This window comes from Rickettsia endosymbiont of Gonocerus acuteangulatus, assembly GCF_964026435.1.
GTDB lineage: Bacteria > Pseudomonadota > Alphaproteobacteria > Rickettsiales > Rickettsiaceae > Rickettsia.
Map to the genome: position 1 here is coordinate 191,998 of NZ_OZ032147.1, position 13,517 is coordinate 205,514.

A 13,517-nucleotide genomic window follows, 5' to 3' on the forward strand; every position below is an offset into this window, starting at 1 on the left:
ACCTTATTAGGTCACACCAACTTCTCTGGTCCCTTTTTCGTGCAATTTACTGGTCCCTTTTATTTTAGCAATGACACCCAGGTTGTAATTCTGTAATTAATACATCCCTAATATAAGTTTTAAAGACCTCTGTATTACAATTACCTTCAAATATTACAGGAGCAATAAGATTACCATTACAAAGACCAGCTATCATACTTATTCTAAATTTATGTTGATACACCTTTTCTCCATAACACCTTTGTCCTATAATGCTCCATCCATACTCTTTGCAAGCATTATCCTCTATTCCAGATTCATCAAGATATACTAATTTGTCTTTTGTGATGGTTTGTATAGCATAAATCATTAAGATACTGACAATTTAATAGTATTAAAAATAGCATCATAAAATGTTTCAAAATCTCCTACAACTTTCCTAATTTCATTTTTTATCTTAAACCAGTAATGCTCTATAGGATTTAAATCAGGAGAGTAAGTTGGTAAATACAATATGGTACAACCAACGGATTCAATGAACTCTTTAACTTTAGAATTTTTATGAAAATTAATGTTATCCATAATAACGGTTTGCCCAGGTTGTAATTCTGTAATTAATACATCCCTAATATAAGTTTTAAAGACCTCTGTATTACAATTACCTTCAAATATTACAGGAGCAATAAGATTACCATTACAAAGACCAGCTATCATACTTATTCTAAATTTATGTTGATACACCTTTTCTCCATAACACCTTTGTCCTATAATGCTCCATCCATACTCTTTGCAAGCATTATCCTCTATTCCAGATTCATCAAGATATACTAATTTGTCTTTTGTGATGGTTTGTATCTTTGCTATAAATTCATTTCTTAATTTAATATCTCTTTTCGGATGAAAATGAGTTTTGTTTATAGCTATAGCCAAGTTTTCTGATTTGTCTTAAAATAGTTACAGATGCAATATTACCCCATTGCTTTGCTAACTCCTTTGATGTTTTATTCATATTAGCTTTAAAAAATTCTTTAAAAGATTCTGAATCTTTTATCTTATGACTATGTCCTTTCTGATAACCAGTTGCTGCTTCTAAAGTACCTTGCTTATCTTTTAATTTTTTCCATTTATATATAGTATCACGACTTACATTAAATAATTTACTTACCTTACTTATTCGTATCCCTGCTTCTACAGCTTTTATAACTCTTAGTCTTAGTTCTATTACATATGCTCGTGCCATATCTCTTTACATGCTTGTTAATATTTGCTTACTATAACATGATACTCTCGCTCTGTCAGTACCTTAATGACTTATGCTATATCTTTGCTATAAATTCATTTCTTAATTTAATATCTCTTTTCGGATGAAAATGAGTTTTGTTTATAGCTATAGCCAAGTTTTCTGATTTGTCTTAAAATAGTTACAGATGCAATATTACCCCATTGCTTTGCTAACTCCTTTGATGTTTTATTCATATTAGCTTTAAAAAATTCTTTAAAAGATTCTGAATCTTTTATCTTATGACTATGTCCTTTCTGATAACCAGTTGCTGCTTCTAAAGTACCTTGCTTATCTTTTAATTTTTTCCATTTATATATAGTATCACGACTTACATTAAATATATTTACTTACCTTACTTATTCGTATCCCTGCTTCTACAGCTTTTATAACTCTTAGTCTTAGTTCTATTGCATATGCTCGTGCCATATCTCTTTACATGCTTGTTAATATTTGCTTACTATAACATGATACTCTCGCTCTGTCAGTACCTTAATAACTTATGCTATATTTAGAAGAAATAAGCTTAAATGAAGTTTTTACTTTTCTTCAAAATCCTAATATTTCTGAATACAAAATTACCTCCCTTGATATATTAGGTCATAAAAATTGGGAAGAAGTAGAAAATCTTATTTTAAAACTAAATAATAATTCTTCTTTTAAACTACAATCTATCATAATTAATATATTTCCTGGATATACTAAAAAAGTTTTTAATTTAAAATTAAAAACAGATATAAAGATAGATAACTTAAATAAAAGAAACTATAGAAAAGAAATTCTATTTAAAAAATTTTTAGAAGAATTTAAAAAAAATAATTTTACTACGGAAGAAGAACAAATCACTAAATTTATAAAAACTGCATGTAAAGAAGCGAAAACAGCTGATAATATTGAAATGCAATAAATGCAAGCTTTAAGAATTTTCTCTAACTTTGATTTTGCTAAAGTAGATGAAAAATATTCCAATTTAAGTTCCATTTTTACAAAATTATATAAAGCACAAGAAGTAAAGTCAGAAATTTACCATTATGAACAACAAGATGATTTACATTTTTATATAGCTAAAGTAAATGGAGCAAATAAAAAGGCTTGGAGCGAATTTTTAACAGAACAGTCCAACTTTGCTAATTCTTATAGAGGTAATGACCCCATTATAAAGAATGCAAGAATGGGTCTGGATGCCTTTAGATCTAGCATAGATCTTTGATGAAGATTTAACAGAAGTATATGTAGCTTTTGCAAGCAATAAAATATGGGAACAGAAAAATAATATAGATACTTCATCCATAGAAATGTTTATAACTATGAATACTTCTGAAAATGCTAAATTTATTCGCATATAGGCATATCAAGAGCTCCAATATATCAAACAAATATTAATGCCTCCAAACATACAAATCTTGCAGTAAAACTCCATAGCTTTATTGCTGCCTGTGCTAAAAAATATATCATGATGAAAAAGAATATATGATTACTGTTCCGGTAAACGTAATGACGAATATAATAATTAAAGAATATGAAAAAAAATAACATACTGGATAAAATATATATAGGACACCAAGATACAGAAATATCTCAAGATTCTTTAGAAGATTTACAATTTGATATAGATGTTGCTAAACACAAGAATGCTCCATATGATAAACGCTTCGAGGCATATTTAAATTACATTTTAAAAAACCAACAAGAAATTTTAGCAGGACGAAAAGTTCCCATAAAATTAACTAATGATTCATTTATGTTATACGGAAAAGATGGGGAAATACTTAATGAATTAGCTCCTGATCAAATGAAAGGAGAATTTGCTTGGTTTTGTACTAGCAAATATTTATTAAAAAATTATACAGCAAAACAACCTTTAATTACTTGTGAATTAGATGCTCTAGCACAGCTTGATCCTAAAGATATAGCATAAGTCATTAAGGTACTGACAGAGCGAGAGTATCATGTTATAGTAAGCAAATATTAACAAGCATGTAAAGAGATATGGCACGAGCATATGCAATAGAACTAAGACTAAGAGTTATAAAAGCTGTAGAAGCAGGGATACGAATAAGTAAGGTAAGTAAATTATTTAATGTAAGTCGTGATACTATATATAAATGGAAAAAATTAAAAGATAAGCAAGGTACTTTAGAAGCAGCAACTGGTTATCAGAAAGGACATAGTCATAAGATAAAAGATTCAGAATCTTTTAAAGAATTTTTTAAAGCTAATATGAATAAAACATCAAAGGAGTTAGCAAAGCAATGGGGTAATATTGCATCTGTAACTATTTTAAGACAAATCAGAAAACTTGGCTATAGCTATAAACAAAACTCATTTTCATCCGAAAAGAGATATTAAATTAAGAAATGAATTTATAGCAAAGATACAAACCATCACAAAAGACAAATTAGTATATCTTGATGAATCTGGAATAGAGGATAATGCTTGCAAAGAGTATGGATGGAGCATTATAGGACAAAGGTGTTATGGAGAAAAGGTGTATCAACATAAATTTAGAATAAGTATGATAGCTGGTCTTTGTAATGGTAATCTTATTGCTCCTGTAATATTTGAAGGTAATTGTAATACAGAGGTCTTTAAAACTTATATTAGGGATGTATTAATTATAGAATTACAACCTGGGCAAACCGTTATTATGGATAACATTAATTTTCATAAAAATTCTAAAGTTAAAGAGTTCATTGAATCCGTTGGTTGTACCATATTGTATTTACCAACTTACTCTCCTGATTTAAATCCTATAGAGCATTACTGGTTTAAGATAAAAAATGAAATTAGGAAAGTTGTAGGAGATTTTGAAACATTTTATGATGCTGTTTTTAATACTATTAAATTGTCAGTATCTTAATGATTTATGCTATACAATACATAATTGATGTTCGGTTTTCGGAAAAACTGCCTCTATCGCCTCAGACATACCGGTTAAATTATCACTGCAAGCAATAAGCATGTCTTGCATACCTCTGTTCTTCATCTCAGTAAAATTACCAAGCCAAAATTTTGCTCCTTCATTTTCACTGATCCACAATCCTAAAATATCCTTCCTGCCAGATAAATCAATACCTAATGCTACATATACAGACTTATTGATAATTCGTTTATCTTGACGTACTTTTACTACTAAACAGTCAAAAAATACTATAGCATATACTCGATCCAATGGTCGGCTTTGCCATATCTTGACATCCTCAATTACATCATCAGTAATTTGACTTATCAAACTTTCGCTAACGTCAGCTCCATACAATTCTTGCATTTGAATCTTCAAAACTTACGCTATGAGTAAAAAAGTGATAAATTATTGTAAAAATAATTAAACATGTCAAAGAGGATAAAGTTGCAAGCAATACCAATTAATAGGACAGATTATTGTCAATTTTTAATCTCTTTTGGGTATATTCCCCGCCGCTTGCGGCGTAATATGGCGGAATGAGCAAATATATACATAAAAGTCATAATGTTACGGTACTGCTGTATCACATGGTATTTCCAGCAAAATATCGCCGAGCAGTGTTTGACGTATCAGTTGATCAAGTATTACGAGAAATATGTTTAGAGATAGAAAAGAGATATCAAATAAAATTTTTAGAAATAGGGGTTGATGAAGATCATGTCCATTTTTTGGTACAATCTGTACCAACCTATAGCGTAACAAAAATAGTAACAACAATTAAAAGTGTTACAGCTCGTCAAATATTTAGACAGTGTCCACAGGTAAAGAAACAATTATGGGGTGGAGAATTTTGGACTGATGGATATTTTACGAGTACGGTAGGTAAGCATGGAAATGAGAATATGATAGGAAAATACGTAAAAAACCAAGGCAAGGAATATCAGAAACTGCATGAGGATCATCAGCTAGCTTTCTTCTAAAATACCCCGCTGCTTGCGGCGGGGATTACTTTTATTTTAACACAAATTTAATAAAGTAAATTTATTAATTTATATTAGATTAGGGAATTCATGAGATGTCAATTTAGTAAATTTGACCATTCAGGATCGGATGCATCACCAGGAGTTTTGATTTCTCGCTCGTTATGACCAGTCAAGTCAATTGCATAAATTCTATTTTTGCCAGAAGATTTGCCGTTTGATGGCCAACCTTTAGCAAACATAATAACCCGTCCATTAGGCGACCAACAAGGGCTTTCGACTAAATAACCACTTGCTATTACTCTTTCACTATTTTCATCATCTTGCGGATATGGCTTTATAACACCGATATTAAAAGTTTTACCTTCTGAACCTCTAATAATTTTAGTAAATGCTATATAATCCCCTCGAGGCGACCAGCTGGGAGCCATATAAGAACCACCACCGAAACTAATACGCTGGACATTGCTACCATCAGAATTCATTATATACAATTGAGGAACACCATTTCTATCAGAATTAAAGACAATTCTACGTCCATCCGGTGAATAGCTCGGGGAAGTATTAATGCCAAAACCATCAGTCAGCTTATGAAGCCTTTTTGTTGCAAGGTCAATTTCATAAATATGAGTTGAGCCGTTCTTAGCTATAGACATTACAGCTTTTCTACCATCAGGTGCAAATCTTGGAGCAAAGGATATTCCAGCAAAATCACCAACTATGCTTTCTTTGTCTGTTTTTAAATCCTTTTCATAAACAAGAGTTCGTCTTTTAGTAGCATAGGAAACATAAAAAATCTTATCTGCTGAACCAGAAAATCTTGGAGTTAGAACTAACGATTTACCATCGGTAATATATCGGTTATTAGCACCATCATAATCCATTAAAGCAATTCTTTTTACTTTTTTTAAATCAGGACCGCTTTCAGCTACATATACTATCTTACTATCAAAATAACCAGTATCACCTGTGATTTTTTCATAAATTTTATCAGCAATTTTATGGGCTGCTCTTCGCCATAGATTTTCAGGCAGTTCAAGTACTTCACCGCCAAGCTGTTTTTCAAGTAATGTATCCCATAATATAAAACTGATTCTAAGCTTACCATTTTCAAGCTTTTTTACTGCCCCATTAACTAATAAACTAGCATTGATTTGACGCCATGCAGCAAAAAGCGGTTTATATCCAATACCAGTTTTTTCCTCTATAAAAGAAGCCGAAGAAATAGGACGAAACAACCCACAAAGTTTTAGATCATTAGATATAACTTTCACTATTTCATGACCTACTGTATTATCTGAAGCAGAATCAGCCTTAAAATTATTCACCGCCATCGGAGTTGGGTCAGCCGTTCCATATTCAATATTGATTGTCTCAATAGCATAGCTATTAAAACTAAAAATTAGTAAAACAAAATATATAATGTTTTTCACTAAATTACTCCTATTAATTTTTTTGCGTCACAACGGTGCTACTTTATGTCATTCCCGCGAAAGCAGGAATCCATCATAAAGCGAGATGAATCGAGTTTTTATTTTTAAATTCTTGCTGTATTTATACTTATTTTTACTGGATTCTCGCCTACACGGGAATGACATACTTAATACCTATAACCTACTAGGATCAAAATTAAAGTTAAACTCTTTCCAATGATTAAATCTTGCAGGATCAAGATTTTCGATAGGGCTTGCTTTCCATACTGCTCTGACTGCACTGTCTGCTAATGCTTCACAAACACTGTTTGGAATACCAGGGCAAATTTTTTCCTTCACTTTTGCCTGCTCTACATTCCCTGCTTTATCTAATGTAATACTGATAATTATTTTTACCTTATTATTACCTCTAGCACCTGCTGGAATATTACTCCAATTTCTTTCAATTTGATGCTTTATTGATGAAATTTCATTATCTGAAAGAGGCAATCCTTCTGAATAAACTCCCTTAGCTTCTTTCTTATTATCAACTTTCTCTGACCTTTTATGCTTATTTGATTTTACATTATCACCTTCTGAGGACTCTTCCAAGTTCTTTAATAAAGAATCAAGCTCATCAGTTTTAGGTTCTTGCTTTTTTTTCTCTTTAGGTTTCTCTATCGGCTTTTTTTCTTCTTTCTTTTCTTCAGTTTTTTTTACTTCTTCTACCTGTTTTTTTTCCTCTTCTTTAGGCTTTTCTTCTTTTATTTCCTCTTTTTTCTCAGGTAGTGCTTCCTTTACTTCTTCTGACTTTTTCTCCTCTATAGGCTTTTTTTCTTCTATTTTTGGCTTTTCTTCTACCGGTTTAGTCTCAGGTTCTTTTGCTTTTTCCTCTTTAGGTAAATCTTTAGGCTTCTCTTCTTTAGGTTTAGTCTGCTCTGATTTTTTAGCATCTTCATTCTCTATCGGAGCTTCTTTTTGCTTCGTTTGCGTTATGATATTAGCTTTCTCACTAATAGGCAACATTTCAAAAGTTATGGTTTGCTCTTCTGGTAATTTTTCAAAAAGAGATGGCATACCAAATAGAAAAAAATAGAAAAAAAGTAAGTGCAGTGCAATAGAGCAGCTAAGGAAAACTGTGAAATTATCCTTATTGTTTGTATCGTTACTTTTCATTATTTTTAATATTTGAAATAAGAGCTACACGAGAGAATCCGGCTGCATGAATTTCTGATACTATTTCTACCACTTCACCATAAGAAACGTTTTTATCACCTCTTACAAAAATTCTAGTGTCCTTTTTCTCTTTAGTGATATTTACAAGCTTATCAGTTAAATGCTTTCTTTCAATAGGTGTTTCAAGCAAGAAAACTTCCCCTTTATTATTGATAGTAACAACTAAAGGCTCATCTTGTCCTGAAATTGGGCTTGAATTTGTTTCAGGTAAGTCAACATTTACGCCTGAAACTAACATCGGAGAAGTGATCATAAAAATAATTAGTAACACAAGCATCACATCGACAAGCGGCGTAACGTTGATTTCACTAACTACAGCTCTTTTACTTTTTCTATTACTTCCAGCAAGCTTAATAGCCATTACATTTTCTCCTGATCTATTGCCTTAGAAAGTATGGAGTTTAACTCGCTAATAAAATCTTCCATTTTATTATTGATCAGAGTAATACGGGAAATAAGATAATTATAAAAAATTACTGCTGGAATAGCTGCAAATAAGCCTATTGCGGTTGCAAGTAATGCCTCAGCAATACCAGGGGCTACTACTGCAAGTGAGGTATTTTTAGAAGTAGCAATCGACTGAAAACTATGCATAATTCCCCAAACAGTACCAAATAGCCCAATAAAAGGACTACTAGAGCCGACAGTTGCTAGAAAGCTTAAGTTCTTCTCTAGTTTTTCAATTTCTCTGTTTTGAGCAAGATACATAGAATTTGTAATACGCTCTTTATGATTATTTTTTAATAGCTCAGGAAGTCCCTTAGTATTTATACTTTTACATTCATCCATAGCTGAGACAAATATTAAAGCTAGCGGATTGTTAACTGACCTTTTTATGCTATCATATAGCTGCTCTAAAACACCACCTGACCAAAAAGTATTTTCAAATGCTCGCATTTTTCGTTGCACTTGCATTAGCTTAAATACTTTATCCAGAATGATAGCCCACGACCAAATAGAAGCGATAAGCAGCATTAGCATAACTGACTTACCAATAATATCAGATGAACTTATTAAAGAAAAAATCGATAAATGATCTTGCACAGTGACTTCTAAACTATCGCTAATATTAGTATCTGCACTCATTGAATATATATTATTTAATTATTTTAAAATTAAAATAATATATCGTTATTTTAATTTTGTCATTAGGTATGTAGAAAATTTTGAGTTTCTAGAGGGTTAAGATATAAAAATATTGTACAAATTAGAAATTGGACTTATAATTTGTACAATAAGTAATATTAGCAAATTTATATTATGTTTGATCGTGATATAACCAATTATATAAAATATTCGGCAAAGTATTATCCGGTGGTTACTGTTACGGGTCCACGCCAATCCGGTAAAACTACTTTAGTAAAAATGATTTTTTCAGATAAACCCTATGTCTCGCTTGAGGATATAGATATAAGAGAGTTTGCTCAAAAAGATCCTAGAGGTTTTTTATCTACTTATAGTCAAGGTGCAATCATTGATGAAGTACAATACTGCCCTAATTTATTTTCATATATACAAACAAAAGTAGATAATGACCAAGTTGCCGGACAGTTTATTTTAACAGGTTCACAGAATTTTTTATGGCTTGAAAGTATTTCACAATCCTTAGCGGGTAGAGCAGCTATAGTTTATTTACTTCCTCTTAGTTACAATGAAATAAGTAAAAAACTACCCGTTACAGACAATCCTCTAAATTTTATATTTAAAGGCTTTTATCCTAAGCTTTATACCAGGATTTACTACCTAGTGTGTGGTATAGAAACTACATCCGTACTTACATAGAAAGGGATGTAAGGCAAATTAAAAATATTAGTGATATTTCCACATTTCAGACTTTTTTAAAAATCTGTGCTACTCGTATCGGACAATTAGTAAATTTCTCATCTATAGCTACTGAATGCGGGGTTAGCTATAACACTGTAAAATCATGGCTTTCTTTATTGCAAACAAGCTTTATAATTTATTTAGTTAAACCGCATCATAAAAATTATAATAAACACTTAGTTAAACAAGAAAAATTATATTTTTATGATACTGGTCTTGCTTGTACTTTACTAGGATTAGAATCGATGGAGCAGTTAGAAAAGTATTATGCCAAAGGAAGCTTGTTTGAAAATATGATAATAATTGAGATATAGCTTAATGCGATAAGGTAGTGATTTTTTAAGAGCATAGTAAACAGCATCAAAAAAGTGCTCAAAATTAGAAATAGTTTTTCTTATTTCATTCTTGATTTTAAACCAGTAATGCTCAATAGGATTTAAGTCAGGAGAGTAAGTTGGTAAAAATAAAATACTGCAACCAACAGATTCAATTAACGTTTTCACTTTTGTACTTTTATGAAAATTAATATTATCCATTACTACTATCTGACCAGCCTTTAATTCCTTGATCAATATCTCTTGTACATAAGTTTCAAAAATGTCCTTATTATATGTCCCATCAAATATTATTGGGGCAATAATATCTTTGACACACAGCCCAGCAATCATACTAATCCGTGATTTATGTTGATAGACCTTTTCACCATAACATCTTTGACCGATAATGCTCCACCCGTGTTCTCTACAGCTATTATCTTCTATCCCAGACTCATCGATAAATACTAAATCTTGTTTATCTATAGTTTTTAGTTTCAATATAAACTCATTCCTTAGACCAATATCCCTTTTGGGATGAAGAAAAGTTTTTTTATAACTATAACCTAATTTATTAAGCAATCTTGATATCGTACTTGCAGATACTTTTTGACTCCAGTTATTAGCTAGCTCCATGGTGGTTTTATCAAAATTTAATTCTATAAATTTTTTAAATCCCTCTATGTCTCTTATTATTCTACGATGTCCTGTATGATAACCACTTTTTGCTTTGACATCCCCAGTTTGTTTCTTTAATTTTTTTCACTCTATTATAGTCTTCCTACTAATAGAGTATATCTCTGAAGTTTCTTTTATTGTTTTACCATCTGTTAAACTTTTTATTACTCGTATTCTTAAATCGTATGAATATGCCTTTGCCATAAGTTTTTCATTTAGTATAATCCAACTCATACCATAAGTCACTACCTTATCGCATTAAGCTATACTTAAAAATCGCCTTAATAAAGGCAAAGAAGAGGGGATATATTTTTGGCGAGATAGCCATGGTCATGAACTTGATATATAGCATAAATCATTAAGATACTGACAATTTAATAGTATTAAAAACAGCATCATAAAATGTTTCAAAATCTTCTACAACTTTCCTAATTTCATTTTTTATCTTAAACCAGTAATGCTCTATAGGATTTAAATCAGGAGAGTAAGTTGGTAAATACAATATGGTACAACCAACGGATTCAATGAACTCTTTAACTTTAGAATTTTTATGAAAATTAATGTTATCCATAATAACGGTTTGCCCAGGTTGTAATTCTGTAATTAATACATCCCTAATATAAGTTTTAAAGACCTCTGTATTACAATTACCTTCAAATATTACAGGAGCAATAAGATTACCATTACAAAGACCAGCTATCATACTTATTCTAAATTTATGTTGATACACCTTTTCTCCATAACACCTTTGTCCTATAATGCTCCATCCATACTCTTTGCAAGCATTATCCTCTATTCCAGATTCATCAAGATATACTAATTTGTCTTTTGTGATGGTTTGTATCTTTGCTATAAATTCATTTCTTAATTTAATATCTCTTTTCGGATGAAAATGAGTTTTGTTTATAGCTATAGCCAAGTTTTCTGATTTGTCTTAAAATAGTTACAGATGCAATATTACCCCATTGCTTTGCTAACTCCTTTGATGTTTTATTCATATTAGCTTTAAAAAATTCTTTAAAAGATTCTGAATCTTTTATCTTATGACTATGTCCTTTCTGATAACCAGTTGCTGCTTCTAAAGTACCTTGCTTATCTTTTAATTTTTTCCATTTATATATAGTATCACGACTTACATTAAATAATTTACTTACCTTACTTATTCGTATCCCTGCTTCTACAGCTTTTATAACTCTTAGTCTTAGTTCTATTGCATATGCTCGTGCCATATCTCTTTACATGCTTGTTAATATTTGCTTACTATAACATGATACTCTCGCTCTGTCAGTACCTTAATGACTTATGCTATATTAATTGAAAGTGATAAGCTAACTCCAATTGAAGTCAAGGCAAGTAAAACTATAATTCAAGAATTTTTAAAAGGAATTAACTATTGGAGCAGTTTAGCAAATCAAGAAAAAGGTTATTTAGTATATGCAGGTGATACGGAGCAAATAAGAGGAAATATAGAAGTTTTACCTTGGAATAAAATTAACAAAATCATCACTTAAACTTTATATCAAATTAATTATCCAGATTATTAATTTAACTATAATTATTGTACAAATTAGAAATTGGATTTATAATTTGTACAATAACTTTTAATTAGTTTTACTTAAAGTCATATTAATTTTATTGCCCAAAATATCAATTTAACCAAACAAGATAGCAGGAATGTTGATAGTAATCCCGTAAGCCATAGGACAATAAACCATTGCCATCTATTCAAACGGGAAGTCATTTTTAGATATAAAGTTTTAATACATAGGGTGATGCGAAGATTTGCCACGGAATATATAATAACAATAAAAAGTGTAACCAAGTATAACAGGTAAAAATATCCCTGCCCCAACTAATAGTAAAGATTGCGACTCTGGTGCTGCCGCTGCTTTTGCAAGCGTTACCTTATATGGCACTATAAATGGCCATATGCTTATAGCAAGTCCTAAATATCCTAATAAAAACAAACAAATAGTATATATAAATGGAGCTGCTTCTTTTTTATCTCTCACAGCTTTAATTAACCTAATAAATACTATAGAGGTTAAAATAGGTATAATAGATAAGTAGTAAATATTTGGTATACTAAACCAGCGATGACGTATTTGATCATTTAAGAATGGTACCCAAAGGCTTACAAACCCCATAAAAAGTGCAACATAAAATAAAATATATAGTGTAGATTTATATGCCCAATCTTGCGTTTCTTTTTCGGTTTTCATGATAAGCCACGTACCACCTAAAAGAGCATAACCAAATATCAATTCTATTCCCGTCATCACCGAAAAAGGAGTTAAGAAATCAAAAGCACTCCCTGCAAATTCCCGTCCCTCCACTTCTATACCTTGCACAAACGTACCAAGCATTAAACCTTGACAAAAAGCGGCAAGCATAGAACCAAAATGAAAAGCATAATCCCAAATATAACGATGCCCTATATGTGCTTTAAAACGAAATTCAAAAGCAACTCCGCGGAATATAAGACCGAGTAACATCAGGATAATAGGGATATACAAAGCCGGTAATAGCAAAGAATACGCAAGAGGGAAAGCAGCAAGCAAGCCGCCACCGCCAAGTACTAACCAAGTTTCATTACCATCCCAAAAAGGAGCGATGGAATTGATCATCTTATGACGACAATCATCAGTTGGAGCAAATGGGAATAATATACCTATCCCTAAATCAAAACCATCTAACAAGACATATAAACAAATAGCAGTAGCTATTAACCCACCCCAAACAAGTGGTAAATCTATATAAGCAGAGAAATCAAACATAGGATTTTTATTTTTATAATAGGTTATTTATTTAGATATATCAATATAATGATGAGTCTTAGCAGAGTTAATAAATAAAAATTTACTATTTTTTTATAAAAAACTCTTTTACTTTTCAATTTTTTATTAATAT

At 30.9% G+C, this 13,517-nt stretch carries 16 protein-coding genes and 3 pseudogenes; 8 read left to right on the forward strand and 11 right to left on the reverse strand.

The genetic code is table 11. The features are described from left to right. Window positions 1–76: 76 nt before the first annotated feature. The 3 genes and pseudogenes from AAGD55_RS01180 to AAGD55_RS01190 form a co-directional block, all read right to left on the reverse strand. A pseudogene (locus AAGD55_RS01180) lies at window positions 77–322 on the reverse strand (transposase); the annotation flags it as partial. 26 nt (window positions 323–348) lie between these two features. Next, window positions 349–1,219 (reverse strand): IS630 family transposase gene (locus AAGD55_RS01185; protein WP_341791828.1). Its coding sequence is split into 2 segments (ribosomal slippage): window positions 349–891 and window positions 893–1,219, totalling 870 coding nucleotides; the frame shifts between segments, so codons are not numbered across the junction. Between the two features lie 107 nt (window positions 1,220–1,326). Further along, complete coding sequence (locus tag AAGD55_RS01190) at window positions 1,327–1,602, reverse strand: IS630 transposase-related protein (protein ID WP_341792487.1); 276 nt, start codon at window positions 1,600–1,602, stop codon at window positions 1,327–1,329. Between the two features lie 158 nt (window positions 1,603–1,760). Here AAGD55_RS01190 and AAGD55_RS01195 point away from each other — a divergent pair, with 158 nt between their 5' ends. The 4 genes from AAGD55_RS01195 to AAGD55_RS01210 all read left to right on the forward strand — a co-directional run bounded on the left by AAGD55_RS01195 (window position 1,761) and on the right by AAGD55_RS01210 (window position 4,118). After that, window positions 1,761–2,165, forward strand: coding sequence for a hypothetical protein (locus tag AAGD55_RS01195; protein WP_341791829.1), 405 nt, complete (start codon window positions 1,761–1,763; stop codon window positions 2,163–2,165). Then, on the forward strand, window positions 2,166–2,468 hold the full coding sequence (locus AAGD55_RS01200; RefSeq protein WP_341791830.1) for a hypothetical protein: 303 nt from the start codon (window positions 2,166–2,168) through the stop codon (window positions 2,466–2,468). Between the two features lie 309 nt (window positions 2,469–2,777). After that, window positions 2,778–3,176 carry a hypothetical protein gene (locus AAGD55_RS01205; RefSeq protein WP_341791831.1) on the forward strand — a complete coding sequence of 133 codons (399 nt, stop codon included), beginning with the start codon at window positions 2,778–2,780 and terminating at the stop codon, window positions 3,174–3,176. Between the two features lie 71 nt (window positions 3,177–3,247). Next, window positions 3,248–4,118, forward strand: a protein-coding gene (locus AAGD55_RS01210; RefSeq protein ID WP_341791832.1) for an IS630 family transposase whose coding sequence is annotated in 2 segments (ribosomal slippage) — window positions 3,248–3,574 and window positions 3,576–4,118 — 870 coding nt in all. Because the reading frame shifts where the segments join, the coding sequence is not laid out codon by codon here. Window positions 4,119–4,130: 12 nt separating this feature from the next. Here AAGD55_RS01210 and AAGD55_RS01215 read toward each other — a convergent pair. After that, a pseudogene (locus tag AAGD55_RS01215) lies at window positions 4,131–4,523 on the reverse strand (transposase); the annotation flags it as partial. 176 nt (window positions 4,524–4,699) lie between these two features. Between AAGD55_RS01215 and tnpA the strand changes: the two are divergent. Next, window positions 4,700–5,143, forward strand: a complete 444-nt coding sequence (tnpA, locus tag AAGD55_RS01220; protein WP_341790826.1) for an IS200/IS605 family transposase — start codon at window positions 4,700–4,702, stop codon at window positions 5,141–5,143. A 98-nt stretch (window positions 5,144–5,241) separates the two neighbouring features. Here the strand turns inward: tnpA and tolB are convergent, their stop codons facing one another. The 4 genes from tolB to tolQ form a co-directional block, all read right to left on the reverse strand. Further along, window positions 5,242–6,576 carry a Tol-Pal system beta propeller repeat protein TolB gene (gene tolB, locus AAGD55_RS01225; RefSeq protein ID WP_341791833.1) on the reverse strand — a complete coding sequence of 445 codons (1,335 nt, stop codon included), beginning with the start codon at window positions 6,574–6,576 and terminating at the stop codon, window positions 5,242–5,244. Window positions 6,577–6,750: 174 nt separating this feature from the next. After that, window positions 6,751–7,731 (reverse strand): energy transducer TonB, encoded by a 981-nt coding sequence (locus AAGD55_RS01230; protein WP_341791834.1) that lies wholly within the window; start codon window positions 7,729–7,731, stop codon window positions 6,751–6,753. Next, on the reverse strand, window positions 7,721–8,152 hold the full coding sequence (tolR, locus tag AAGD55_RS01235; RefSeq protein WP_045799042.1) for a protein TolR: 432 nt from the start codon (window positions 8,150–8,152) through the stop codon (window positions 7,721–7,723). The genes AAGD55_RS01230 and tolR overlap by 11 nt, the downstream gene beginning before the upstream one ends. After that, window positions 8,152–8,877, reverse strand: a complete 726-nt coding sequence (tolQ, locus tag AAGD55_RS01240; protein WP_341791835.1) for a protein TolQ — start codon at window positions 8,875–8,877, stop codon at window positions 8,152–8,154. Before tolQ ends, tolR begins: the two co-directional genes overlap by 1 nt. A 174-nt stretch (window positions 8,878–9,051) precedes the next feature. Here tolQ and AAGD55_RS01245 point away from each other — a divergent pair, with 174 nt between their 5' ends. Both AAGD55_RS01245 and AAGD55_RS01250 read left to right on the forward strand, forming a co-directional pair. Next, window positions 9,052–9,573, forward strand: coding sequence for an ATP-binding protein (locus AAGD55_RS01245; protein ID WP_341791836.1), 522 nt, complete (start codon window positions 9,052–9,054; stop codon window positions 9,571–9,573). Continuing rightward, on the forward strand, window positions 9,540–9,929 hold the full coding sequence (locus AAGD55_RS01250; RefSeq protein WP_341791837.1) for a DUF4143 domain-containing protein: 390 nt from the start codon (window positions 9,540–9,542) through the stop codon (window positions 9,927–9,929). Before AAGD55_RS01245 ends, AAGD55_RS01250 begins: the two co-directional genes overlap by 34 nt. Before the next feature lie 24 nt (window positions 9,930–9,953). Here the strand turns inward: AAGD55_RS01250 and AAGD55_RS01255 are convergent. Together AAGD55_RS01255 and AAGD55_RS01260 are read right to left on the reverse strand one after the other, a co-directional pair. After that, window positions 9,954–10,811, reverse strand: a pseudogene (locus tag AAGD55_RS01255) (IS630 family transposase); the annotation flags it as partial. 154 nt (window positions 10,812–10,965) lie between these two features. Next, a protein-coding gene (locus tag AAGD55_RS01260; RefSeq protein ID WP_341791135.1) for an IS630 family transposase occupies window positions 10,966–11,836 on the reverse strand; the annotation gives its coding sequence in 2 pieces (ribosomal slippage) (window positions 10,966–11,508 and window positions 11,510–11,836; 870 coding nt in all). Window positions 11,837–11,902: 66 nt separating this feature from the next. On the opposite strand from AAGD55_RS01260, the gene AAGD55_RS01265 reads away from it, so the two are divergent. Next, entirely contained in the window at window positions 11,903–12,118 is a 216-nt protein-coding gene (locus AAGD55_RS01265; RefSeq protein WP_341791838.1) for a hypothetical protein, read from the forward strand. A 246-nt stretch (window positions 12,119–12,364) separates the two neighbouring features. Here AAGD55_RS01265 and cydB read toward each other — a convergent pair whose 3' ends face one another. Further along, on the reverse strand, window positions 12,365–13,384 hold the full coding sequence (gene cydB, locus AAGD55_RS01270) for a cytochrome d ubiquinol oxidase subunit II (RefSeq protein ID WP_341791839.1): 1,020 nt from the start codon (window positions 13,382–13,384) through the stop codon (window positions 12,365–12,367). Window positions 13,385–13,517 lie beyond the last annotated feature (133 nt).

Coding starts and splice junctions, on each gene's coding strand:
- AAGD55_RS01195 (WP_341791829.1), top strand. CDS start 1,761: ATGCTATATTTAGAAGAAATAAGCTTAAATGAAGTTTTTACTTTTCTT.
- AAGD55_RS01265 (WP_341791838.1), top strand. CDS start 11,903: ATGACTTATGCTATATTAATTGAAAGTGATAAGCTAACTCCAATTGAA.
- AAGD55_RS01230 (WP_341791834.1), bottom strand. CDS start 7,731: ATGAAAAGTAACGATACAAACAATAAGGATAATTTCACAGTTTTCCTT.
- cydB (WP_341791839.1), bottom strand. CDS start 13,384: ATGTTTGATTTCTCTGCTTATATAGATTTACCACTTGTTTGGGGTGGG.
- AAGD55_RS01200 (WP_341791830.1), top strand. CDS start 2,166: ATGCAAGCTTTAAGAATTTTCTCTAACTTTGATTTTGCTAAAGTAGAT.
- AAGD55_RS01245 (WP_341791836.1), top strand. CDS start 9,052: ATGTTTGATCGTGATATAACCAATTATATAAAATATTCGGCAAAGTAT.
- tolQ (WP_341791835.1), bottom strand. CDS start 8,877: ATGAGTGCAGATACTAATATTAGCGATAGTTTAGAAGTCACTGTGCAA.
- tolR (WP_045799042.1), bottom strand. CDS start 8,152: ATGGCTATTAAGCTTGCTGGAAGTAATAGAAAAAGTAAAAGAGCTGTA.
- AAGD55_RS01205 (WP_341791831.1), top strand. CDS start 2,778: ATGAAAAAAAATAACATACTGGATAAAATATATATAGGACACCAAGAT.
- tnpA (WP_341790826.1), top strand. CDS start 4,700: ATGAGCAAATATATACATAAAAGTCATAATGTTACGGTACTGCTGTAT.